The sequence below is a fragment of the Antribacter gilvus genome (assembly GCF_003946865.1).
Lineage (GTDB): Bacteria > Actinomycetota > Actinomycetes > Actinomycetales > Cellulomonadaceae > Antribacter > Antribacter gilvus.
Genome location: NZ_QXTH01000004.1, coordinates 65540 through 88950, shown reverse-complemented (window position 1 = coordinate 88950; position 23411 = coordinate 65540). Strand labels below are relative to the sequence as shown.

Annotated in this window: 19 protein-coding genes; 10 read left to right on the top strand and 9 right to left on the bottom strand. The window is 73.1% G+C overall.

Annotation, left to right across the window (positions count from 1 at the left end; translation table 11 throughout):
• Positions 1-25 precede the first annotated feature (25 nt).
• From pdxR to D1350_RS08110, 5 genes are all read left to right on the top strand, one after another.
• Positions 26-1513 carry a MocR-like pyridoxine biosynthesis transcription factor PdxR gene (pdxR, locus tag D1350_RS08130; RefSeq protein ID WP_125775497.1) on the top strand — a complete coding sequence of 496 codons (1488 nt, stop codon included), beginning with the start codon at positions 26-28 and terminating at the stop codon, positions 1511-1513.
• A 154-nt stretch (positions 1514-1667) separates the two neighbouring features.
• Positions 1668-2849 (top strand): pyruvate dehydrogenase (acetyl-transferring) E1 component subunit alpha, encoded by a 1182-nt coding sequence (gene pdhA, locus D1350_RS08125; protein ID WP_125775496.1) that lies wholly within the window; start codon positions 1668-1670, stop codon positions 2847-2849.
• On the top strand, positions 2846-3871 hold the full coding sequence (locus tag D1350_RS08120; protein WP_125775495.1) for an alpha-ketoacid dehydrogenase subunit beta: 1026 nt from the start codon (positions 2846-2848) through the stop codon (positions 3869-3871). The genes pdhA and D1350_RS08120 overlap by 4 nt, the downstream gene beginning before the upstream one ends.
• Positions 3872-3881: 10 nt before the next feature.
• Positions 3882-5345: a dihydrolipoamide acetyltransferase family protein gene (locus tag D1350_RS08115; RefSeq protein ID WP_125775494.1), complete on the top strand. Its 1464-nt coding sequence runs from the start codon at positions 3882-3884 to the stop codon at positions 5343-5345.
• A gap of 151 nt (positions 5346-5496) precedes the next feature.
• Complete coding sequence (locus tag D1350_RS08110; protein ID WP_125775493.1) at positions 5497-6714, top strand: serine hydrolase domain-containing protein; 1218 nt, start codon at positions 5497-5499, stop codon at positions 6712-6714.
• A gap of 38 nt (positions 6715-6752) precedes the next feature.
• On the opposite strand, the gene D1350_RS08105 is transcribed toward D1350_RS08110, so the two are convergent.
• The 7 genes from D1350_RS08105 to D1350_RS08075 form a co-directional block, all read right to left on the bottom strand.
• Positions 6753-7721, bottom strand: coding sequence for a hypothetical protein (locus D1350_RS08105; RefSeq protein WP_125775492.1), 969 nt, complete (start codon positions 7719-7721; stop codon positions 6753-6755).
• On the bottom strand, positions 7718-8749 hold the full coding sequence (locus D1350_RS08100) for a VWA domain-containing protein (protein WP_125775491.1): 1032 nt from the start codon (positions 8747-8749) through the stop codon (positions 7718-7720). Before D1350_RS08100 ends, D1350_RS08105 begins: the two co-directional genes overlap by 4 nt.
• Positions 8746-9792, bottom strand: coding sequence for a VWA domain-containing protein (locus D1350_RS08095; protein ID WP_125775490.1), 1047 nt, complete (start codon positions 9790-9792; stop codon positions 8746-8748). Before D1350_RS08095 ends, D1350_RS08100 begins: the two co-directional genes overlap by 4 nt.
• Entirely contained in the window at positions 9786-10295 is a 510-nt protein-coding gene (locus D1350_RS08090) for a hypothetical protein (protein ID WP_125775489.1), read from the bottom strand. The genes D1350_RS08095 and D1350_RS08090 overlap by 7 nt, the downstream gene beginning before the upstream one ends.
• Positions 10282-11178: a DUF58 domain-containing protein gene (locus tag D1350_RS08085; protein WP_125775488.1), complete on the bottom strand. Its 897-nt coding sequence runs from the start codon at positions 11176-11178 to the stop codon at positions 10282-10284. Before D1350_RS08085 ends, D1350_RS08090 begins: the two co-directional genes overlap by 14 nt.
• A gap of 29 nt (positions 11179-11207) precedes the next feature.
• Positions 11208-12203, bottom strand: a complete 996-nt coding sequence (locus D1350_RS08080) for an AAA family ATPase (RefSeq protein WP_206074467.1) — start codon at positions 12201-12203, stop codon at positions 11208-11210.
• Positions 12204-12305: 102 nt separating this feature from the next.
• A complete protein-coding gene (locus D1350_RS08075; RefSeq protein WP_240643961.1) occupies positions 12306-14348 on the bottom strand; it encodes a bifunctional copper resistance protein CopD/cytochrome c oxidase assembly protein in 2043 nt (680 codons plus the stop codon).
• A gap of 104 nt (positions 14349-14452) precedes the next feature.
• Here D1350_RS08075 and D1350_RS08070 point away from each other — a divergent pair, with 104 nt between their 5' ends.
• Positions 14453-16612 (top strand): S9 family peptidase, encoded by a 2160-nt coding sequence (locus tag D1350_RS08070; protein WP_125775486.1) that lies wholly within the window; start codon positions 14453-14455, stop codon positions 16610-16612.
• Positions 16613-16620: 8 nt separating this feature from the next.
• On the opposite strand, the gene D1350_RS08065 is transcribed toward D1350_RS08070, so the two are convergent.
• Positions 16621-16830 carry a hypothetical protein gene (locus D1350_RS08065; protein ID WP_125775485.1) on the bottom strand — a complete coding sequence of 70 codons (210 nt, stop codon included), beginning with the start codon at positions 16828-16830 and terminating at the stop codon, positions 16621-16623.
• A gap of 267 nt (positions 16831-17097) precedes the next feature.
• Here D1350_RS08065 and D1350_RS08060 point away from each other — a divergent pair, with 267 nt between their 5' ends.
• The 4 genes from D1350_RS08060 (at position 17098) to D1350_RS08045 (ending at position 22495) form a co-directional block, all read left to right on the top strand.
• On the top strand, positions 17098-18189 hold the full coding sequence (locus D1350_RS08060) for a chymotrypsin family serine protease (RefSeq protein ID WP_125775484.1): 1092 nt from the start codon (positions 17098-17100) through the stop codon (positions 18187-18189).
• Between the two features lie 221 nt (positions 18190-18410).
• Positions 18411-18806, top strand: coding sequence for a hypothetical protein (locus tag D1350_RS08055; RefSeq protein ID WP_125775483.1), 396 nt, complete (start codon positions 18411-18413; stop codon positions 18804-18806).
• A 77-nt stretch (positions 18807-18883) separates the two neighbouring features.
• On the top strand, positions 18884-21010 hold the full coding sequence (locus tag D1350_RS08050; RefSeq protein ID WP_125775482.1) for an NHL domain-containing thioredoxin family protein: 2127 nt from the start codon (positions 18884-18886) through the stop codon (positions 21008-21010).
• A gap of 333 nt (positions 21011-21343) precedes the next feature.
• The gene (locus D1350_RS08045; RefSeq protein ID WP_125775481.1) at positions 21344-22495 is read left to right on the top strand and encodes a magnesium and cobalt transport protein CorA; all 1152 of its coding nucleotides are present in this window, start codon (positions 21344-21346) and stop codon (positions 22493-22495) included.
• 6 nt (positions 22496-22501) lie between these two features.
• Here the strand turns inward: D1350_RS08045 and D1350_RS08040 are convergent, their stop codons facing one another.
• Entirely contained in the window at positions 22502-23380 is an 879-nt protein-coding gene (locus tag D1350_RS08040) for a sugar phosphate isomerase/epimerase family protein (protein WP_125775480.1), read from the bottom strand.
• Positions 23381-23411 lie beyond the last annotated feature (31 nt).

Sequence of the window (23411 nt, the reverse complement as noted above, 5' to 3'; positions counted from 1 at the left end):
GCACCGGCCGAAGGAGGGGTCCAAGATGCTAGGGTCCGACTTCCTCCAGCTCGACCGCGGGCAGGCGGCGCCCGGCGGTCTCGCGACCTGGCTCGCCGACGCGTTGCGCGCGGCCGTGTCGGACGGCCGGGTCACCCCGGGGGACCGGCTCCCCGCCACACGCTCGCTCGCCGAGGAGCTCGGCTGCTCGCGGGGTGTGGTGGTCGACGCCTACCAGCGGCTCACGGACGAGGGTCTCCTGACGGGGCGACGTGCGGGAGGCACCGTCGTCCGGGCCGGGTGGGCGCCCGGGTTCGGCCCGGACGCCGTCGGCCCGGACGCCGTCGGCCCTCTGCCGACGTCGGTCCCCGTCCGGGCGCCCCGAGGTGCCCGGATCGACCTCGCTCCCGGCGTCCCCGACCTGTCGGCGTTCCCCCGCTCCGCCTGGGCCCGCGCGGAACGGACGGCGTTGAACGACCTGGCGTCGAGCGACCTCGGCTACGGCGACCCGAGGGGGCTCCCCGCTCTGCGTGAGGCCCTGGTGGGGTGGCTCGCCCGCACTCGTGGGTTCCGGGCGCACCCCGACGACATCCTCGTGGTCAACGGCGTCTCGCAGGGCCTGATGCTGCTCGCCCGCGTCCTGCGGGCCCGCGGCGTGACCCAGGTCGGCTTCGAGGATCCCGGCTCGCGGGGCGCTCGGGAGCATCTGCGCCGCTGGGACCTGGAACCCGTCCCGGTCCCGGTGGACGAGGGTGGTCTCGACGTGGGGGCGCTCGCCAGGACAGGGCTCGACGCCGTCCTGGTCACGCCGGCGCACCAGTTCCCCACGGGGGTGGTGCTCGCGCCGGACCGCCGTCGGGAGCTCGTCGCCTGGGCCCGCGCGCCGGGCCGCCTGGTCCTGGAGGACGACTACGACGCCGAGCACCGCTACGACCGGCCACCCGTGCCCGCGCTGCGTGCTCTCGCCCCCGACCACGTGGTGCACCTCGGCAGCGTCTCGAAGTCGCTCGCGCCGGCGGTCCGGCTCGGCTGGCTGCTGGCCCCCGCGGCTCTCCGGGACGAGCTGGTCGAGGCGCGGTACTGGACCGACCTGGGATCCCCTGCGCTGCCACAGCTCGCGCTGGCCCGCTTCATCACGTCGGGCGGCTTCGAGCGCCACCTGCGCCAGGTCCGACGACGTCACCGAGCCCGTCGTGACGCGCTCCTCCAGGCGCTCGCGTCTCACCTGCCGGACGCCACCGTGCACGGTGTGGCGGCGGGGCTGCATCTTCTGGTGACCCTGCCCGAGGGGATCGACGACGTCGCCGTGTCCCGTCGCGCCGCGGACGAGGCCGGGGTGGCGGTGCAGGCGCTGTCGTCGCACAGGGTGGGCGACGGACCGCCCGGGCTGGTGATCGGATATGCGGCGAACGCCCCTGACCGGCTGGATGACGCCGTTCGTGGGATCGCGTACGTTGTTGGGGAGGAGCGACGGCGTGGGTCCGTCGCGCCGCGTCGGCGGGATGCGATTCCCGTGCGAGAGCCGCAAGATTGAGGTTTCCTCCAAAGAGGAGACCGACACCTTGGGTGACACGGAGACTGCTTAACCTACGGAGCCGTAGCCTACGCTTGCGTAGGCTACGAGGACGTAGGTTGCGGCGGTCCAGCAACGGGGGCCGGCGTCCGGAAGTTGCAGCGAAGGAGACCGCGTGAAGCACGAGATCGACGGGGGCGACGTGCCCCTCCTGCAGCTCCTGACCCCCGAGGGCACGCGAGTGACGTCCCGGGGAACGAAGCCTTACCGCGAGCTGGCGGCGGGCCTCACCACGGAGCGGCTGCGCGAGATATACCGAGACATGGTCCTGACGCGCCGCTTCGACGACGAGGCGACGTCCCTCCAGCGGCAGGGCGAGCTCGCGCTCTACGCGCCCGCCCGCGGCCAGGAGGCGGCGCAGGTGGGCAGCGCCCACGCCCTGCGCCCTCAGGACTACGTGTTCCCCTCGTACCGCGAGCACGGCGTGCTGCAGGTGCGCGGCGTCGACCCCGTGGACCGCCTGCGGTTCTACCGCGCCTCGGACCACGGTGGCTGGGACCCGAACGAGCACAACGTGCACCTGTACACCGTCGTCATCGGGTCGCAGGCGCTGCATGCCGCGGGCTACGCCATGGGCATCCAGCGCGACGGCGCGGTCGGCACCGGGGACGACGACGTCGACGCCGCCGTCGTCGCGTACTTCGGCGACGGCGCCACCTCCCAGGGCGACGTCAACGAGGCGCTCGTGTTCGCCTCGGTGAACGAGTCGCCGGTGGTGTTCTTCTGCCAGAACAACCAGTGGGCCATCTCGGTACCGACGTCGAAGCAGTCGAAGGTACCGATCTACAAGCGCGGCGAGGGCTTCGGTGTCCCGAGCCTCCGCGTCGACGGCAACGACGTGCTGGCCGTCTACGCCGCCACGACCGAGGCGTTGCAGCGTGCCCGCAGCGGCGGCGGCCCGACCTTCATCGAGGCGTACACGTACCGGATGGGTGCGCACACCACCTCGGACGACCCGACCCGTTACCGCACCACCGAGCAGGAGGAGATGTGGGGCCGTCGTGACCCGATCGCCCGCCTCGAGACCCTGCTGCGCTCCGAGGGCGCCCTCGACGACGAGTTCCTGACCGAGCTCGACGCCGACGCCGAAGCCCTCGCCGAGCGCGTCCGTACCGAGACGCGAGAGCTCCACCCCGGCTCCGCGACCACCATCTTCGACGACGTCTACGGAACCCCGCACAGCATCGTCGCCGAGGATCGCGCCTGGTTCGAGGCCTTCGAGGCGGGCGAACCGCCCGCAGGCCCCGCAGCCGGCGCGACGACCCCTGCCGCACACCCCCAGGGAGGGACCCGATGACCACCACCGCCGAGCACCGGGAGACGACGACGATGTCGAGCACCCGGACCCTCACCCTTGCGAAGGCGATCAACGAGGGACTGCGCCAGTCCCTCAAGGACGACCCGAAGGTCCTGCTCATGGGCGAGGACATCGGCCCGCTGGGCGGCGTCTTCCGCGTGACCGACGGGCTGCAGAAGGAGTTCGGCGAGGACCGGGTCGTCGACACGCCGCTCGCCGAGTCGGGCATCCTCGGTACCGCGATCGGCCTTGCGCTGCGCGGCTACCGGCCCGTCTGCGAGATCCAGTTCGACGGCTTCGTGTTCCCCGCCTACAACCAGATCACGACCCAGCTCGCCAAGCTGCGCTACCGCTCCCGCGGCGCCGTGAGCGTGCCCGTCGTGGTGCGCATCCCCTACGGCGGCGGCATCGGCGCGGTGGAGCACCACAGCGAGAGCCCGGAGGCGCTGTTCGCCCACACCCCGGGTCTGCGCATCGTCACGCCCGCCACCCCGCAGGACGCGTACACGATGATCCAGGAGGCCATCACCTCCCCGGACCCCGTGATCTTCTTCGAGCCCAAGGGCCGCTACTGGTCCAAGGGCGACGTCGACCTCGACGCGCCCGTCGGCGCCGCCACGCTCAACGCGGCCCAGGTGGTCCGGGCAGGCACCGACGTCACCCTCGTGGCCTACGGGCCCACCGTCGCCACGGCCCTGAAGAGCGCGGACGCGCTCGCCGCCGAGGGCCGGTCGGCCGAGGTGATCGACCTGCGCGCCATCTCGCCGATCGACACCAGCACCATCGCGGCGAGCGTCCGCAAGACGGGCCGTTGCATCGTCATCCACGAGGCGCCCGTGTTCTTCGGCGCCGGCGCTGAGATCGCTGCGCGGGTGACCGAGGAATGCTTCTACGCTCTGGAGGCGCCGGTGCTCCGGGTGGGCGGTTTCCACACGCCGTACCCGGTGGCCAAGCTCGAGCACGACTACCTGCCGAGCGTCGATCGCGTGCTCGACGCCGTCGACCGCGCCTTCGCGCACTGAGAGGCTGTAGATGTCGAACCAGCGCTTCCTCCTGCCTGATGTGGGGGAGGGCCTGACCGAGGCCGAGATCGTCGAGTGGAAGGTCGCTGTCGGCGACCGGGTCGAGGTCAACCAGACGATCGTCGAGATCGAGACCGCGAAGTCCCTGGTCGAGCTGCCCTCGCCCTGGGCCGGCACGGTCATGGGCATCCTTGTCAGCCCGGGTATCACGGTGGACGTCGGCACCCCGATCATCGAGATCGCCACGGGCGTCTCGGCGTCGGCCCCCGCTCCGTCGGCCCCCGCCCCGGCACACGCTCCGGTGGCCGACGCCGGCGGGTCGGCCCCGGCGGCCCTGGAGACCTCCGGCTCGGTGCTCGTGGGTTACGGCACCGCCGAGGCGGCGGCCTCGGGCCGTCGCCGCCGGTACGCGGCGGCCTCGGACGCGCCGGCGGCCCCCGCCCCGGCTCTCGTCGCGGCGCCTCCGCCGCCTGCCCCGGCCGCCCCCGCCCCGGCCGCCCACCCGGCACCCGCCCTGGCGAGCGTGCCTGCCCAGGCCGACCGTCCGGCGTCGGGCACCGACACCGCCGCCCGCGCCCGCGTGCTGGCCAAGCCGCCCGTGCGCAAGCTGGCCAAGGACCTGGGCGTCGACCTGGCGAGCGTCCCCGCGAGCGGGCCGGGCGGGATCGTCACGCGGGAGGACGTCCTCGCGAAGTCGAAGGCCGCCGAGCCGCAGCAGCTGGCGAGCTGGTCGGACGAGCCGTGGCTGGCGTCGGGCACGGTGACGGCCGACGGGCGCCAGACCCGCGTCCCCGTGAAGTCCGTGCGCAAGCGCACGGCGGAGGCGATGGTCCACAGCGCGTTCACCGCGCCGCACGTGACCGTCTTCCACACCGTCGACGTGACGCGGACCATGCGCCTCGTCGAGGACCTGAAGAAGGACCGCGACTTCGCGGACGTGCGGGTCACGCCGCTGCTCATCGCTGCCAAGGCGGTGCTGCTCGCCATCCGGCGGCACCCGCAGATCAACGCGACCTGGGACGACGTCGCGCAGGAGATCGTCTACAAGCACTACATCAACCTCGGGATCGCCGCCGCGACGCCGCGAGGGCTCGTGGTGCCCAACATCAAGGACGCGCACGCCCTCGACCTGCTGGGGCTGGCCCAGGCCATCTCCGGCCTCACGGGAACGGCCCGCGCGGGGCGCACCAGCCCGGCGGACATGTCGGACGGCACGTTCACGATCACGAACGTGGGCGTGTTCGGCATCGACTCGGGGACACCGATCCTCAACCCGGGCGAGGCCGGGATCCTGGCGTTCGGCGCGATCCGCCAGCAGCCGTGGGTGCACAAGGGCAAGATCAAGCCGCGCTGGGTGACCCAGCTCGCGCTGAGCTTCGACCACCGGCTCGTCGACGGTGAGCTGGGGGCGCGGTTCCTCTCCGACGTCGCCCGGGTCCTCCAGGACCCGGCGGTCGGGCTGGTCTGGCGCTGACCAAGGCCTGCCCCCGCCGCCGAGATAGTCACCTCGTCGGACCAGGTGACTATCTCGGCGAGGCCGAGGTGCCGAGATAGTCACTTCGTCCGACGACCCGTGTCAGCGGCGTGACGGCACCGTGTCAGGACCGCCGACCAGAGTGGTGGTCATGACGAACACACCGCGAAACTCCCTGGTCACCCTCCTCACCGCGGCCCTCGTGGCCGCCGCGGCCGGCCCGGTCGGCGCAGCGCCGGCGGCTGCCCCGCTCCCGGCTCCGGACCGTCCGGAGCTGCGGCAGACGATGCACGACGTGCTCGACGTCGGCCTCACCGGCATCCAGCTCCGCGTGAACGACGACGCGGGCGAGTGGGTCGCCAGCGCCGGCGCCCGGAAGCTGGGTAGCTCCCAGGCACCGCCGACGGACGGCGTGTTCATGGCCGGCAGCGTCAGCAAGACGGTTACGGCGACCGTGGTGCTGCAGCTCGTGGCCGAGGGGCGCCTCGGGCTCGACGACCGGGTGGCCGACCACCTGCCCGGTTACGGCCTGGACCCGCGCATCACCGTCCGGATGCTCCTGCAGCACACGAGCGGCGTGCCCAGCTACACGGGCAACCTCACACCCGACGGCGCCCTGGTGCCGGGCATCCCCATCCTCACCGGGGAGTGGGCGGAGGACTATCTGGACGAGGAGTACGAGGCCGGGTGGCTGGTCCGCTACGCGCTGGGTATGCCGGCCCTGTTCGAGCCCGGGACCCGTTTCAGCTATTCGAACACCAACTACACGCTTGCGACCCTCGTCGTGGAAGAGGTGACCGGCCGGCCGTTCGTGACCGAGGCCGAGGAGCGAATCTTCGAGCGGCTGGGCATGCGGCGTACCTCCCTCCCGGACGCCTCCGTGCCGCTCGCCGGACCGCACGCGCACGGCTACTTCCGGTACGACGACGACGGCGTGGACCGTGTCGTCGACGTCTCCGGGCAGAACCTGTCGTGGGCGCCGGGCGCCGGCGACCTGGTCACCTCGACGGCGGACCTGCACCGGTTCGTCTCCGCGCTGGCCTCCGGCGACCTGGTCCCCGCACCGCTGCTGGCGGAGATGACCACGGTCCACGCCCTGCCCGCGTACCCCGACGCGACCCAGTACCTCCCGTACGGTCTCGGGATCCAGGTGATGGACCTCGGGCCGCTCGACCCGACGTGCGAGGGCGTGACAGTCCTCAACCACAACGGTGGCGCGCCCGGCTACGCGGCCCTGATGTACAGCTCGCTGGACGGCGGCACCACCCTGACGGCCTCCCTCACCCACGTGGAGGACCCCACCGCCCCCGTCGGCGGGGCCTTGGGCCCGGCGATGCTGCCGCTCCTCACCGAGGTGTTCTGCGGCTGATCCCGGCGGACGGGGGCACTACCTCGGCGGACGGCGGCTCACCAGTTCTTCGTGCCGCCCCCGCCGGACTCCTCGCCGTCCTCGTTCCCCCAGGTGTCGCGGTTCTCCTGCTGCTCCTGGTCGGCGGTCTCGGCCGCCTCCTCGTTGGACTCCTGCAGCCGCTGCTGCCGCTCGGCCTCGGCCTGCTCCTCGGCGGTCTGCCCCTCGGCCGGCGACGGAGTGGGGGAGGGCGCCGGCTCCTCGTGGTCCGGCTGGCTCCGCTCCGCCTGGGCCGCCTTCTCCTGCAGCCGCTGCTGCGCCCCCGCGTTCTGCTCCTGCTGCTCCGGCGACTGCTCCGCCGTCGAGCAGTCCGGCCAGGTGCGCACGCTCTCGGCGTACGCGTACGACTCCTCGGCCCACTCGAACCACGACTGGACGTCCTCCCGCACCTCGACGGGGTCGAGCTCGTCGCCGTCGCCGTAGGGGTCGATCGCCTCCTCGTCGTAGGGCTCGCCCGCCTCGCGGGCGGCCAGGGCGGTCTCGAGGGCTGCCAGCTCCGCGGCGTACTCCTCGGCGGTGCGCGACTCGTCGTCGCCCATGGCCTCGTACGCCAGGGCGAGGTTGGTCTGGATCATGCACCGCACCTCGGGGGACTCCTCCTCCGCGAGGTCGTACGCCTCGTGGAGCGCGTCCGTGGCGCTGTAGGGCGACGACCAGCCCTCCGCGAAGACGTCGGCCGCGCGGGCCGTGCCCGCGTTGAAGTGCGCCTTCCAGGGCTCGACGAGGTTGAGCGTCCGCTGGCCCTCGTAGGTCTCGGCGGCGTCCACGAACCTCTCGGCGTCGTAGTCACCGCGAGCGGCCGCCGCGACCGGCGCCGTGGCGGCGAGCCGGACGCCGAGCACCAGCCCGACGATCGCGAGCGGGATCGCGACCAGAAGCATCCACTGCCGCCGCCGGAGGCGGGCCAGCCGCAGCCGCGTCGCCTCGGCGGACCGGTCGCCACGCGGGACGAAGTACGGGTTCGTCATCGCCGCACCCCCGCCAGCCGACGGCGCTCCAGCGCCAGGGACCCCGCGAACGCGAACGTCTCCCAGGCGAGCAGCCCGGCGAGCACCAGACCCAGCGGCCACACGACGGGACGGTAGGACGTGACGGTGCGGCGGCCGTCGTCGGCCATCTGCTCCGGGTCGAACCCGGCCACCAGGTGCTCCACCGGCGTGGGCGCCGTCCGGCGCTCGTAGGGGACGCCGAGCTGGTCGGCGAGCCCGCGTAGCACGCCCTCGTCGATGCGCGACAGGGCGTCCGGCACGACGCCGTCGGCGGTCGTCTCCGTGGAGTCCGTCAGGTACTCCGCCTCCTCGGGCGGCACGTCCGGGTCGTACTCCTTCATGCGGCCGCCCTCCTCGGTGCCGTAGCCGAGAACGGCCCCGCCGTCGATCAGCGGCGCCAGGTCGGCGAACGAGCGGGGCTCGCCCTCCGCGGTCTGCTCGCCGTCGGACAGGAAGAACACGAGCCGCAGGCTCGCCGGGTGCTGCTCCGCCGACCCCACCAGGGCCGACGACAGCTCGTCCAGCGGCCGGTCCGTCAGGGAGCCCTGGGAGTACAGCGTGATCTCCCGCCGGAACGTCTGGGCCCAGGCGTTGATCGCCCGGGCGTCGGTGGTGAGCGGCAGCTGGCGGGTGGCCTGCGAGTCGAACGCGATCACCGAGTAGCGCGCCCCCGGGACCGCGGTGGTCAGCGCCACGACGTCGTTCCGCACGCCGACGAGCCGCTCCTGGTTCCCCTCCGGCCCGTAGTCCTCGGCGGCCATGGAGCCCGTGCGGTCCACGACGAAGAACACGTCCACGGCCGTGACCGTCGTGTCCCGCGAGGTCTCCACGACTGACGGCCCCAGGCCGGCGACGAGCAGGACGAGGCACAGCGCGGTACGCCGGAGCCAGGGCAGGCGTGAGGCGCCGCCCGACGCCGCCCCGCGGGCGAGGCACCACCCGGACAGGGCGAGCAGCGCCGCCACGACGACGAGGACGTACCAGGGGGCGATCGGTTGGAACGTCATTCGCGCAGCCTCCAGGCCGCCAGGACCAGTGCGGTCACGCCCGCCACGATCACGAGGTACCACTCACGCGGCAGGTCGGTGACGATGACCTCGGGCGCGGCGTCGAGCTCGACCGCCTGCTGGGCCACGACGTCGTCGACCATGCTCCGCACCAGGGCCGGGTCGTCCGTGCGGAAGTAGAGGCCGTCGCCCGCCTCGACCACACCCTTGTACTCCAGCTCCTCCGGGCCGCCCCAGTACTCGCGGTCGCCGCCGAAGATCCCGTACAGCGTGATGTCGCGCGACCGCACGAGGTCCGCGGCCTGGCCCAGCGAGTAGATCGGCTCGCCGGACACGTAGTTGTCGGTGGCGAGGACGATCGAGCGGGAGCGCTCGGTGTCCGCCTCGTCGAACAGGAGGCCGCAGGACGCCAGACCGTCGCCGATGAGGCTCGCCCCGTCCTGGTTGACCCAGGTGCCGGCCGTGAACTGGAGGTATTCGAGGATGTCCTCGGCGTCGCCCTCGTCCTCCGGGTCGAGCGAGTCCACCGACTCCAGCGCCTCGATGCCGCGCTGCAGCTCCTCCTGGACGAGCGTGTAGTCGTCAGTGAGCGGGAACACCGTGCGCGACGTCGAGTTGAACACCGACAGCGCGATCCGCTCGCCCTGGAAGCTGTCCACCATGCGCTGGAAGACTTCGAGCACCGCCCCGTCGTAGTCGGTCATGGACCCGGACACGTCCAGGCAGAGCACGATGTCGCGCGTGCCGAGGCGCTCCACGACGGTGTCGGTCCGGGCCGGGCGGGCAGCCAGCGCCCCGGCGCCGAGCACCGCGACCAGGAGACCCGCCGCGAGCAGGGCGCGCCACAGCCGGTAGCGGCGCAACCACGCGCGGAACGCGGGCACCTTCGCCAGGTAGGCGGAGTTGGCCACCCAGGTGGCCTCCTGCCGCGATGCCCGACGCCGGCCGCTCACCACCCAGCCCGCCGCACCCACGGCGAGGATCACCACCCCGACGGCCACCCACACCCAGGGCCACAGGATCACCGGGTCGCCTGTCACCATTCCCGGACCACCTCCTGCGCGCGGTCGAACGACGTGTCCACCTTCATGCGGCGCACGCTCGGGTCGTCGTCCTCCGCGAACTCCGGCCGGTAGTAGCGGGAGATCAGGTCCGTGAGCTTCTTGGCGCCGTCCAGCTCGGCGATCTGGGCGAGCGTGAGCGTCGAGACGTCGCGGTCCAGCCGCTCGGCAGCGAAGGCGCGCATCTCGCGTGCCAGCGCGTGGTGCACGGCGCGGCGGTCCAGCTCGCCCGACTCGTAGCGCTGCCGGAGCTCGGACAGGGTCCGGGTGTACTTGTCCCGGATCCCGGCATGGGGGTCCAGGTGGTGGCGCCCGCCCGCGGCCGGCGGGACGGCGAACCGCTGGGCCTCCTTCTCCGCCGCGGACGCGCGCGTGAACCAGATGACGGCCGCGACCAGCGCGAGGGACAGCAGGATCAGGCCCAGGCCGGCGGCCGTCCACCAGCCCGAGTAGCCCACCGGGGGCAGCAGCTCATCGCCCGGCACGCTTCTGCCTCCCCAGGAGCTCGACGAAACGGTGCACCACGTCGTCCGTCCCGTCCACCACGGTGCTCTCGACCTGGCGGCGGCGCAACGTGGCGGCGACCTCGGCCCGGCGACGGGCCACCTCGTCGGCGGCGGCCCGGGCGATCTCGGGCCGCGAGGCGAGGAACGGCGGGAGGAACAGGGTGCCGTCGACGTCGGCCACGGGGGCGGCTGTGCCCGCCGGGGACAGGTCCGCGACCTGCAGCGCCATGACCTCGTGCCGCACGCGGAGCCGCCGGAGCAGCGGCTCGTGCTCGGGCGCGGGGCGCGCCTCGTCCGTGACCACGACCATGAGCGACCGCCGGGTGAAGGCGTGCAGCGCGCGGTCGAGGAGGCGGGCGAGGTCGTTGGCGGGCGCGGCCGCCGGGTCGTCGGTGGTCCACATCCGGCTCAGCAGCCGCAGCAGCGTCTCCAGGTCCTGGGTCGAGGCCCGTGGCGGCAGCTGCTCCAGGCGCTCCGCGTCGCCGGCGACGAGCGCGACCCGGTCGCCGCGGTCGCGCGCCAGGTAGGCGACGAGCGCGCAGCAGAACGCGGCGACCTCGTGCTTCGGCTCGCCGCTCGGGGCGGTGGCCGTCATGCTCCGGCCGGTGTCGACGATCAGCACGAGGTTGAGGTTCGACTCGCTGACGAACCGCCGCACCACCGGGATGCCGGCGCGGGCGCTCGACTTCCAGTCGATGTCGCCCACGTCCTCGCCCGGGCTGTACAGGTGCAGGTCGTCGAAGTCCTGGCCGTGCCCCTTGTAGATGGAGCGGTGCCGTCCTTCGAGCAGGCCGGTGGCGCGCCGGGCGACCGGGAGGTCGAGCCGGGCGCGGACCTGGGAGAGGCGGGAGACGTCGGGCACGTGGCCGGATCCGGTGATGGTCGGCCCGGTCAGGGCGCCGGGACGGCGTCGAACACGGCGTCGACGAGCTGCTCGGGCGGGACGTTGTCGGCGAGGGCGTCGAACGTGCGGACCAGGCGGTGGCGCAGCACCGGGTACCGTACCGCGCGGACGTCGTCGGGCACCACGAAGCTTCGGCCCGACTGCAGCGCCAGCGCCTGGCCGAGCCGCATCAGCGCGATGCCGCCGCGCGGCGAGGCGCCCACCCGGACGTGCCGGCCGAGGCCCTGCACCGGGCGGGGGCCGGACAGGCGGGTCGTGTTGATGATGTCCACCACGTAGCGCTTCACCGCGTCGTCCACGTACACGTCGTCCACGAGGCGGCGGAGGAAGCGCACGTCGTCCAGGCTGACGGGCTCGGTGGCGACCGGGCGGTCCATCTGGCCGTTCGCGACGCGGCGGAGGATCTCCAGCTCCTGGTCGGGAGTGGGGTACGTGATCACCTCCTTCATGAGGAAGCGGTCCATCTGGGCCTCGGGCAGCACGTAGGTGCCCTCCTCCTCGATGGGGTTCTGCGTGGCGAGCACCATGAAGGGGTCGGGCAGCTTGTAGTTCACGCCGCCGATCGACGTCTGCTTCTCCTGCATCGCCTCGAGCATCGCGCTCTGCGTCTTCGCGGAGGAGCGGTTGATCTCGTCGAGGAGGACGAGGTTGGCGTGGACCGGGCCCAGCTGGGTGGTGAACTCGCCGGTGGCGTAGTTGAAGATCTGGGTGCCCACGATGTCGTTGGGCATCAGGTCCGGCGTGCACTGGATGCGCCGGAACTCGCCGCTCACGGCAGCCGCGAGGGTGTGGGCGGCGGTGGTCTTCGCCAGGCCCGGGACCGACTCGAGGAGCACGTGCCCGCCCGCGAGGAGGCAGCTCACGAGCGCTGTGCGGAGGGCCTCCTGGCCGACGACCTTCTCGTCGAAGACCTGGTGGATCCGCTTGACGATCGCCGCCGCCCGGTCGAGGTCCGACGCGCTGATGTCGTTGTGCTCCGGCACGTGGCAACCCCCTGGTGATCTGCGACCGTGTCGGTGGATCAGTATGCCGCGTCGGGCCGGGGCCCGCCGATGGGGAGCCCTCCCCGACGCCTGGACGTGCCCTCAGTCCTTGCGGTCCGCCATCTTCGCCAGCATCGCGTTGTACGCCTCGAGCTCCGCGTCGCCGTCACGGTCGGCGGCGCGGTCGAGCCGCTTCGCGTCGCGCGTGTCGGACCGGGTCCACTGGATCGCGACGCCGATCGCCAGCAGCAGCGTGGGAATCTCGCCGACGCCCCAGGCCACGGCGCCGCCGCGCTGCTGGTCCTCGATGGCGCTCTGCCCCCACGGCCGCCCCAGCAGCCCGAACCACTCGGGCACCAGCAGGGCGTTGCCGCTGGTGAGCGCCACGCCGAAGAACGCGTGGAACGCCATCGTGGCGAAGAGCAGGACGAGCCGCATCGGGTAGCCCGGCCGCGAGGGCCCGGGGTCCACGCCGACGAGAGCGTTCGCGAACAGGTACCCCGCGAGGGTGAAGTGCGCCAGCATCGCGAGGTGCCCGGCGTACGTGGTGAGGGAGTACTCGAACGCCGGCGTGTAGTAGAAGACGATCATCGAGCCGGCGAAGTTCGCCGCCGCCACGATCGGGTGGGCGAAGAAGCGTCCCCAGCGCGAGTGCACCAGCGCGAGCACCCACTCGCGCGGCCCGCGGGACCCGTCCTTGCGCGGCGGGACGGCACGGGCCAGCAGCGTGACGGGGGCCGCCAGCACGAGGAGCAGCGGCACCACCATCGCCAGGATCATGTGCTGCACCATGTGGGCGCTGAACAGGATGTGCCCGTAGAGGGCGGCACCGCCGTTGGTGACCCAGAACAGCACGATCATCCCGGTGCACCAGCTGACGGTGCGGACCAGGGGCCACCGGTCGCCGCGCCGGGTCAGCCGCACCACCCACGCGAGGTACACGAGCAGCCCGGCCGCGCAGCCGAAGGCGGGCAGGAGGTCCCACTGGAACTCCGTGAGCCAGCGGGCGGCCGTCGGCTCGGGCGGGAGCGGGTGCCCGGTGACCTGCTCGGCGGGCGTGAGCGGGCCGGAGGGCACCTCGGGCACGGGCGGCGCCGTCGACCCGAGGGCCACCGCCACGCCGGAGACGGCGCCCATGACCGCCAGCTCCACGGCGGCCAGCCGCCAGAACAGCCCCACCACGCTGCCCGACGTCTCGGGCAGGCGGCGCACCACCGAGGTGCGGTGCAGCCAGCCGAGACCGCCCAGCACGGCCAGGAGCAGCACCTTCACCAGGAGGAGCACCCCATAGTCGGTGGAGAGCGCCGCGAGGTCGCCGAGCCGGATCCAGCCGCTGACGAGGCCGGACACGCCCACCGCGGCGAAGCACCAGCCGGCGATCTCCGAGTAGCGCCGGATCACGGCGGGCGTCGCCGTGTTGCGCAGGCCGAGGAGGGCGATCGCCCCCAGCCCGCCGACCCAGAGCGCGGCCCCCGCCAGGTGCAGGAACATGGCGGAGATGGCGAGGTCGTGGCTGGCCGCGCCGGCCGCGTGCCCCGTGCTGGCCTGCATCGCGACGGCGACCAGCGCCAGCGCCGCGGTCCAGGCCGCACCCAGGGGTCCGCGGACCGCCAGGGCGGCCGCGGAGGTCAGCGCGGCGACGATCACGATGCCGAGGTACGTGCGGCCCAGGGTGATGGTGGTGACGAACTCGCCGAAGCCGGGCCCGAACGCAGGCGAGCTCAGCGGGAGGTAGGTGGACCATGAGTACCGCAGCACCAGCTGCGCCACGGCGGCGAACGCCCACACCCCGGACGCCGCGCCCGCGATGCCGAGGGTGCGCTGCACCGCGGAGCCGGCCGGTACGGCGAACGCGGCGAGCACGAGCGCACCGAGCGTCACGGCCAGCGACAGCTCCGTGAGCACCGTCGCCACCGGCAGGCCCCAGCGCACGACGGCGCCGGGGTCGGCGAAGTAGGAGAGGGCGTCGAACGCGCCGGAGAACGACCCGGCGGCCAGGACCGCGCTGATCGCGACCAGCACCCCGGCCGGTGCGGCGCCGACGAGCCACCACGGCCGCGCGGGACCGCCTGCGCCCCGGCCGGGGGCAGGCTTGCGGCCCTCCCCGGAGGGCTCTTGCGGCTGTCGCACGGCTGTCGAGGTCACCTGACCAGCCTAGGGGGAGGAACGGGCCGTCCGGCAGGCCCGGGGCGTGGCGTTCGTCGCCAGGTGTACCCGCACGCGGAGGGGGGCGTGATAGTACGGACCCCGTGAGCGAACCAGCGCAGCAGACTCCCTTCCATGACCTCGACCGGTATGTCGCCATCCCGCGCCTCGCCGGACTAGCCCTCAGCCCGGACGGGAAGCGCCTGGTGGCGACCGTCCAGACGCTCGACCCCGAGCGCACCGGCTACCGCACGGCGCTGTGGGAGGTGGACCCGGAGGGCAAGGCTCCGGCCCGTCGCCTGACCCGCTCCTCGAAGGGCGAGTCGTCAGCGGTGTTCACGAGCCGCGGCGACGTCCTGTTCACGTCCGCCCGCCCCGACCCGGACGCCGGGAAGGACGCGGGCGAGCCCGAGTCCGCGCTGTGGCTTCTGCCCGCCGCGGGCGGGGAGGCACGCGTCGTGGCGACCACGGCGGGCGGCATCTCGGGCCCGCTCGCTGCCCGGGCGGCCGACGTGGTGAGCGTCGCGTCGAGCCTGCTGCCGAGCGCCCGTGATCTGGCGCACGAGAAGGAGCTCCGCAAGGCCCGCAAGGACCTCAAGGTGAACGCGATCCTCCACGACTCGTACCCGGTCCGGCTCTGGGACCACGACCTCGGCCCGGACCAGGAGCGCCGGTTCGTGGCCGACCTCGCGCTGCTCGCCGAGCAGCCCTCCGCCCCCCTGCCGAAGCCGGAGGGCGACGACGACGCGGAAGGCGACCGGTCGCCGTCGGGCACCCTCGAGCTGCGGGACCTGACCGGGCCGGGCCGCCACCTGCTGGAGCACCATGCGGACCTGTCCGCCGACGGTTCCACGCTCGTCACGTCCTGGGATGTGGCCGAGGGGGTTGCCACCCGCGAGACGCTCGTGGCGATCGACACGGCGACCGCCGAGCGGCGCACGCTCGTCGACGACCCGGACGCCAACGCGAGCGACCCCGCGATCTCGCCCGACGGCGCCTGGGTCGCGTACCTGACGGAGACCATCACCACCCCGCAGGACGCGCCCGTGGTCCGCCTGGGCCTCGTGCCGGCGGCGGGCGGCGACCCGGTCATCCTCGCGGACGACTGGGACCGCTGGCCCACCTCCGTCGCCTGGCTCCCGGACGGCTCGGGCCTGGTGGTGACGGCCGACGACGACGGTCGCGGCCCGGTCTTCCTCCTCACCTTCGCCGGCGGCCCGGCGGGCGGCGAGGTGGTCGTCGAGAAGGTGACCGCCGACGACGCCGTGCTCACCGACGTGCGCGTGGCCCCCGACGGTTCGGCGCTGTTCGCGCTCCGCGCCTCCTACGCCGCGCCGGCCGAGCCGGTGCGGGTCGACCTGGGGGCGTTCGTCGCGTCGGGCCCGGCGGGCGAGCGTGAGCCGGTGGCGGCCACGGCGCTGCTGTCGCCCGTGCCGCCGGTGGAGCTGCCGGGGGTCCTCCGCGAGGTCGAGACCGTGGCGGCCGACGGCGCGCGTGTCCGTGCGTGGCTCGCGCTGCCGTCGGACGCGTCCGCCGACGCCCCGGCGCCGCTCCTGCTGTGGATCCACGGCGGCCCGCTCGGCTCCTGGAACGTCTGGTCCTGGCGCTGGAACCCCTGGCTGATGGTGGCCCAGGGCTATGCCGTGCTGCTGCCCGACCCGGCGCTGTCCACCGGCTACGGGCAGGCGTTCGTGCAGCGCGGCTGGGGCGCGTGGGGTGCGGCGCCGTACACGGACCTCATGGCTATCACCGACGCCACGGAGGCGCTCCCGGAGATCGACGAGTCGCGGACCGCGGCGATGGGTGGCTCGTTCGGCGGGTACATGGCCAACTGGGTGGCCGGCCACACCGACCGGTTCACGGCGATCGTCACGCACGCGTCCCTGTGGGCGCTGGACCAGTTCGGCCCCACGACCGACGCCTCCTTCTACTGGGCGCGCGAGATGACCGACGAGATGGCGCTGGAGAACAGCCCGCACCGGTTCGTGGGTGAGATCCGCACGCCGATGCTCGTGGTGCACGGCGACAAGGACTACCGGGTGCCCGTGGGCGAAGGCCTGCGGCTCTGGTACGAGCTGCTGTCGGCCTCGGGCCTGCCGGCGGCCGACGACGGCTCCACCGTCCACAGGTTCCTGTTCTTCCCGGACGAGAACCACTGGGTGCTCACGCCGCAGCACGCCAAGGTCTGGTACCAGGTGGTGCTGGCGTTCCTGGCCGAGCGCGTCCTCGGCGAGAAGCAGAAGCTGCCGACGACGCTGGGCTGAGCGTCCGATCAGGAGGCCGGGGCCGCACCCCGGCCTCCTGTGGCGTCCAGCCAGCGCTGGACGAGCGCGGCGTCGGCACGGCGGCGGGTGAACTCGCTCGGGTACGTGTGCGCGACGGAGCGGTGGGCGAGCAGCGCGACATGGTCGTGCTCGATCGCCCACATCAGGGCGGCCTGCACGTCTGCCCGGCTCAGCCGCGTGCTCCGCGTCTCTTCCATCGTCCCGATCACTGGTCTCGCTCACGTTCCTGAAAATGAGCCTCCTGACCGGAGACTCTGTGGTGTGGAGAGGGAAGACCGGGTGATTTGTGACACCGGCCGTACTCTCGGCATGCGCCAGCCCAACTTTTGGGGTAGCCGACGGACGCTATCGCGTCCAGGGGCCAGCGGGATATCCCCTTTTTGGATGACTTTCCCTTACGAAACGGCGTGTCGCTCCCCGCGCGCCTGCAGACCCGTGTCGGTGAGGTCGGCAAGGATCGTCGTATGGAACACGACGAGGCCAGGAAGATGAAGGAGCAGCTCGCCGGCTTCGCCCGGGAGCTCGCGGAGCGGCACGGGGTCGCCCGTCCGCACCACGCGCCTTCAGAGGGGGCTTCCGCGGCGGAGGTGGTGCGAGCGCCCACCCTCGCCATCGGCCTGGCGGCGCAGCCAGGGGGCGGCTACGGCATCGCCGTGCGCTACCGGCTGGGGGTGCCGCGGGCGCGGAGCATCGTGCGGCAGATCGAGGCCGAGGCGGGTCCGGACGTGGACGTGCGCCGCACGGGCCGGATCAGGCCCATCAGCGACCTGGGCCCGCGCCCGCCTGCGCCCACCTCGCAGTCGGCAGGGGAGACGGGACGGGTGCGCCCGCTGCGGCCCGGCATCTCGATCGGGCACGTCGACGTGACGGCAGGGACCCTCGGCGCGTTCGTCACCCGCAGGTCCGACCGGACCACGCCCGGGCGGCCGGGCACCACCACGACCAACCTCTACGCGCTGTCGAACTACCACGTGCTCGCCGGGTCCCCGGAGGCTGTCCCGGGCGACGTGGTGCTGCAGCCCGGCCCCGCCGACGGCGGTGATACCGCGCAGGACAGGGTCGGCGCGCTGGCCGAGGTGGTGAACCTCGACCCCGAGGTGGTGTCGTACACCGACGCGGCGCTGGCACGCCTGGACGACGCCGCGGTGGACTACACCTATCCGGTGGGCCGCGTGACGAAGACCGCGCGCGCCCTGGGCGGCGAGGTGGTGGCCAAGGTGGGGCGCACGACGGCGCTCACCCGCGGCCGGGTCACCGCGATCGAGCTCGACGACGTGATCGTGGGCTACGACGACCTCGGCGCCCTGAGCTTCGACGACCAGATCGAGATCGAGGGCCTGGACGGCGGCCCGTTCTCGCGTGGCGGCGACTCCGGCGCGCTCGTCTACCGGGAGGACGGCGTGGCGCTCGGCCTGCTGTTCGCGGGCTCGGAGACCGGTGGGGGCAGCGGCCGTGGGCTCACCTACGCCAACCCGATCGACGTGGTGCTGGACGTGCTGGGCATCGACCTGGCGGGGGAGCTGACCGACGAGGACGCGGACTCGTCCGGACGGTGAACGGCGCGGCCGGGGGCGCCGTCGTCGTTCGTGAAGCGCGTATCGAGCGGCCGGAGTGTCGAGGGGTGGGCGTGTCGCCGCGGGGAGCGGCGCGCCGCACTCCTGACTCGCCGTCCGCTGTTGTCGGATCATCGCGCTGACCTGCGGTGTCACGTCGCGAGTGGAATCGCTTCCACACCGTGCCCCTGTAGCGCGTGTGAGGGCTGGACAAGGGGCGCACAATGGATGACCAGGAGGTGATCGGGATGGCAACACTCGACGAGGCGCGGGCCGCCAAGTCCGCGCTGCGCGAGTCCGTCGCGGGAATCGGAGGGGTGGTCGGTATCGGCGTCGCACCCGAGTTCACCACTCCGCTGGGGCGCGGCAGGATGCTCGAGTACCCCGAACCTGGGGTGGCCGTCGCGGAGGTGATCGACGCCGCCGGCTCGCCCGAGCGGCACACGTCGCCGGTCGAGGTGCTCGCTGCCGAGATGGGCATGGAGAGTGTCGCGGGCGACAGCGACGGCTGGGTCCTCCAGGTCAACGTGACCGACCCGTCGGTGGTCGACGCCGTGCCGGAGGAGATCGACGACGTGGCAGTACGAGTCCGCGTCGTGGGGAAGGTCCGCGCGGGCTGAGGCGCTCCCTCATCGACGGGTCGGTCCCCGATCCGTCGCGGCTGAACCCCCCTGACGCGGTGCCGCACAATGGGGCGGTGACTACTGCACTGCCCCGGGTCCGCGCCTCCGAGCTCGTCGGCCGCGGCTGGCTCAACACCGGTGGCCGTACGGTCACGCTCGGCGAGCTGCGCGGAAAAGTTGTCCTGCTCGATTTTTGGACCTTTTGCTGCGTGAACTGCTTGCACGTCCTCGACGAGCTGCGCGAGCTCGAGGAACGGCACCGCGACGTCCTCGTCATCGTGGGCGTCCACTCGCCCAAGTTCGAGCACGAGGCGGACCCGGTGGCGCTCGCGGCGGCGGTCGAGCGCTACGAGGTGCACCACCCGGTCCTCGACGACCCGGACCTCGTCACCTGGGGCGCCTACACCGCCCGTGCCTGGCCCACGCTCGTCGTGATCGACCCCGAGGGCTACGTCGTCGCGCAGATGGCGGGCGAGGGCCACGGCTCCGCGATCGCCGCGCTCGTCGAGGAGCTCGTCACCGAGCACGACGCCAAGGGCACGCTGCACCGGGGCGACGGTCCGTACGTGGCGCCCGCGCCGACGTCGGGCACGCTGCGTTTTCCCGCCAAGGCGATCGCGCTGCCGAACGGGAACCTCCTCGTCGCCGACGCCGGCCACCACTCGCTCGCCGAGCTGGCCCCCGACGGCGAGACCCTCGTGCGCCGCATCGGCTCGGGTGAGCGCGGGCTGTCCGACGGCGACCCGGACGACGCCCGGTTCAGCGAGCCGAACGGGCTCTGCCTGCTGCCGGAGGCCGTCCGGGACCTCGTCGGGTACGACGTGGTGGTTGCCGACACCGTCAACCACGCGCTGCGCGGCGTCCGGCTGTCCGACGGCGCCGTCGTCACCGTCGCGGGGACCGGCCAGCAGTTCATGGTGGGCGGCCAGGAGAACGTGCTGCGGTCGGGCCATCTCGACGACGGTGCAGTCGTTCCGGCAACCCGCATGGTGCCTGACCTGGACGGACCGTTCGAGCCACACGACGCCACCGCCGACTACCCGGCCCGAATCATCCGACTGTCGTCGCCGTGGGACGTCGAGTGGTCGCCCGAGCTGGCGGCCGTCGTCGTGGCCATGGCAGGGAATCACACGCTGTGGGCTTTCGATCCGGCAGGTCGCGGAGGGCACGGCAGCGTCCGGCCTCTCGCCGGGACCATGAACGAAGGTCTCGAGGACGGGCCGGGCGCGACTGCCTGGTTCGCGCAGCCGTCCGGTCTCGCCCGCGCGGCCGACGGCACGATCTGGCTCGCCGACTCCGAGACCTCGGCCCTGCGCCGGATCGAGGCGCTCGCGGGTGGAGTCGCGTCGGGCGCCGAGGAGGTGGGGATCCGGACCGCCGTCGGCAAGGGGCTCTTCGACTTCGGGCACCGTGACGGCGCCGCCGACGAGGCGCTGTTCCAGCACCCGCTGGGCGTCGCGGTGCTCCCGGACGGATCGGTCGTCGTGGCCGACACGTACAACGGCGCCGTGCGCCGGTTCGCCCCGGCTCCCGCCTCGGAGGCCTCAGGAGAGCCCGTCGGCGACCACGCCGGCACGCGCATCCCCGGCGTGGTCACGACCGTGGCGACGGGGCTCGCGGAGCCGAGCGACATTGTCGTCCTCGTGGACGGCGCGCCCTGGACCCCTGGCGGCGCGCTCCCCGAGGGCGACGCCCGCGTCGAGCTCGTGGTCGTGGAGTCCGCGGCGCACCGCCTCACCCGGATCGCGCTCCCGGCGACCCTTGCGGGCGAGGTGCTCGACTCCGGCGCCCGGCGCACGCAGCGGCCGGTCACGGAGATCCCGTCCGGCCCGCTGCGGCTCGACGTCCCGTTCCTCCCGGCCCCCGGCCAGAAGCTCGACGACCGCTGGGGCCCGTCCACCCAGCTCCAGGTCACCGCCACCCCGCCGGAGCTCCTCCTCGGCGGCACGGGCGGCGGCGCCGACCTGTTCCGCGACCTCGTGATCAACCCGGAGGTCGCGGAGGGCGTGCTGCACGTGACGGCGAAGGCGGCGTCGTGCGACGTCGTCCCGCTCGGGCCCGACGGCGAGCCGGACCCCGACGTGTTCCCCGCCTGCCACCTGGCCCAGCAGGACTGGGGCGTTCCCGTCCGCGTGGTGGCACCGGCCGCAGCCGGCGCGCCCGGCCCCGACGGGACGCTGACCCTGCCGCTGCGCGGCTGAGCGGCAGAGGGGTGTGACGTACGCCTCGAAAGGGTTCGAATCCACGGCCCACGCAGGTAGACTGCCCCTTGCCCGCCGACCCAAGTTCGGGCGGGCGACTGAGCGATCAGGCCGCGGCGGGATGCCGCAGGGACGAAAGGGGGTGTGGCGCGCGATGACTCGCAGCGAGCCCCCGAGTAGTACCGGCCAGCGCTGACGCCCACCTGAGCACACTCCGCACCGACGCGACGTCTCGCGCCGGGTGGTCGTCGGCACTCTGCAGGTCCTCTTGCGACCGCAGGGTCCGGCCGAGCCCCCGTGCCCGACGTCCACGCGTTCACCTGCGGAGTCATCATGGCCACCTTCCTTCCCGCACGCCCGCCGCGTCAGTTCCTCGGCGCGCTGCGCCGTCGTCCCGACGTGCCCGTCACCCCGTTCGCGATGCCCGACGACGCCTCGCCGGACTCGGGCGCGCCCGCCCGCCGCAGCACGGTGGTCGCCGCCGCGATCTACGACGACGGCCGCCGCACCGCCTCGTACACCCGCCTCGCCGAGGCCTTCCGCGCCCTGCGGGAGCGCCCCGGCGGCATGGCCTGGATCGGGCTGGAACGGCCGGACGAGACCGAGCTGATGTCCCTGGCCCGGGAGTTCGACCTCCACCCCCTGGCCGTCGAGGACGCGATCCAGGCCCACCAGCGGCCCAAGATCGAGCGCTACGGCGACACGCTGTTCGTGGTGCTGCGCGCCGCGACGTACCTGGACGCGGAGGAGACCGTCGAGTTCGGCGAGCTGCACCTCTTCGTCGGCCCCGACTTCGTGGTGACCGTGCGCCACGGCGCGTCCCCGGACCTGGCGGCGGTCCGTGGTCGGCTCGAGGAGGACCGGCAGATGCTGGCCCGCGGCACCGAGGCGGTGCTGTACGCGGTCCTCGACGCGGTCGTGGACGGCTACGCGCCGGTGGTCGCCGGCCTCGAGAACGACGTCGACGAGATCGAGTCGGAGGTGTTCGGCGGCGACCCCGAGGTGTCGCGGCGCATCTACGAGCTGTCCCGCGAGGTCGTGGACTTCCAGCGCGCGGTGCGGCCGCTGCAGGGCGTCCTGGCGTCGCTCACCAAGGGGTCGGCGCGGTACGACGTCGACCCGGAGCTGCAGGCGAGCCTGCGCGACGTCACGGACCACCTCACCGAGGTGGCCGACCGCGTCGAGTCGTTCCGCGCCGCCCTGCGCGACATCCTCACCGTCAACGCCACCCTCGTGGCGCAGCGCCAGAACGAGGAGATGAAGCACCTGTCCGAGGTGAGCATCCAGCAGGGCGAGGAGGTCAAGAAGATTTCCGGCTGGGCCGCGATCCTCTTCGCCCCCACGCTGGTGGGGACGGTGTACGGCATGAACTTCGACCAGATGCCGGAGCTGCACTGGGCGTACGGCTACCCGGCCGCCCTCGTGGCGATGGCCGGCGTGAGCGTGGGGCTGTTCCGCGTCTTCCGCTGGAAGCGCTGGATCTGACTCCGCCTACCAGGCGTCGTGGACGCGGTGCGGCACTCCCGGCGGCGTGGAGTACTCACCGGGCTCCGGGGAGAGGTACGTGCGCGCGAACTTCAGGGCGGCCGTGAGGTCGTCCAGCCGCTCACCGGCGGTCCGGGCACGACGGGTCGAGATCTCGAGGCAGACGTCGCCGGTGAAGCCGCGCCGCACCAGGTCCTGCAGCACCTTGTCGCACTCCATCCCCCCACGGCCGGGCACGAGGTGCTCGTCCCGGGCCGCCCCGGTGCCGTCGGCGAGGTGCAGGTGCTTCAGCCGGTCGCCGAACGACTCGACGAGCGCCAGGCCGTCCTGCTGCGCCACGCTGGCGTGCGAGAGGTCGAGCGTCACGGACTCGTAGCTGTGCTCCGCGGGGTCCCAGCCGGGCAGGTACGCCTGCATCTCGCGGCGGGCCCCGCGCCACGGGTACATGTTCTCGACGGCGAGGGTGACGCCGGTGTCCTCGTTGAGCGTCCGCACCTGCTCCTCGAACAGCCGCGCGTACTTGTACTGCCAGCGGAAGGGCGGGTGCACGACGACGGTGGTGGCGCCCAGCTCCTGCGCCAGCTCCACCGCGCGCTGCAGCTTGGGCGCCGGTGAACGGCCCCACACCCGCTGGCTCACGAGGAGCGTGGGGGCGTGGATCGACCGGATGGGCATGCCCGTGTCGGCGGAGAGGTGCGCGAGGGTCAGCGGGTTCTGGGTGGTCTCCTCGGACCACACCATCACCTCGACGCCGTCGTACCCCAGCTCGGCGGCGGTCTCGAAGGCGAACGCCGTGCGGCGTGGGTATACCGACGCCGTGGAGAGGGTCACCTGGATCTCGGAGGTTGATGAACCGGCCACTTCGCTCCCGTTCGTGTCGAGCATGCGGGCCACCCTAGGCGCCGTACGTGTCCTT

Bases quoted from the DNA above. Each gene is read 5' to 3' on its own strand.
- pdxR (WP_125775497.1), top strand. From the start codon at position 26: ATGCTAGGGTCCGACTTCCTCCAGCTCGACCGCGGGCAGGCGGCGCCC.
- D1350_RS08110 (WP_125775493.1), top strand. From the start codon at position 5,497: ATGACGAACACACCGCGAAACTCCCTGGTCACCCTCCTCACCGCGGCC.
- D1350_RS08120 (WP_125775495.1), top strand. From the start codon at position 2,846: ATGACCACCACCGCCGAGCACCGGGAGACGACGACGATGTCGAGCACC.
- D1350_RS08060 (WP_125775484.1), top strand. From the start codon at position 17,098: ATGGAACACGACGAGGCCAGGAAGATGAAGGAGCAGCTCGCCGGCTTC.
- D1350_RS08040 (WP_125775480.1), bottom strand. From the start codon at position 23,380: ATGCTCGACACGAACGGGAGCGAAGTGGCCGGTTCATCAACCTCCGAG.
- D1350_RS08115 (WP_125775494.1), top strand. From the start codon at position 3,882: ATGTCGAACCAGCGCTTCCTCCTGCCTGATGTGGGGGAGGGCCTGACC.
- D1350_RS08105 (WP_125775492.1), bottom strand. From the start codon at position 7,721: ATGACGAACCCGTACTTCGTCCCGCGTGGCGACCGGTCCGCCGAGGCG.
- D1350_RS08095 (WP_125775490.1), bottom strand. From the start codon at position 9,792: ATGGTGACAGGCGACCCGGTGATCCTGTGGCCCTGGGTGTGGGTGGCC.
- D1350_RS08055 (WP_125775483.1), top strand. From the start codon at position 18,411: ATGGATGACCAGGAGGTGATCGGGATGGCAACACTCGACGAGGCGCGG.
- D1350_RS08100 (WP_125775491.1), bottom strand. From the start codon at position 8,749: ATGACGTTCCAACCGATCGCCCCCTGGTACGTCCTCGTCGTCGTGGCG.
- D1350_RS08065 (WP_125775485.1), bottom strand. From the start codon at position 16,830: ATGGAAGAGACGCGGAGCACGCGGCTGAGCCGGGCAGACGTGCAGGCC.
- D1350_RS08045 (WP_125775481.1), top strand. From the start codon at position 21,344: ATGGCCACCTTCCTTCCCGCACGCCCGCCGCGTCAGTTCCTCGGCGCG.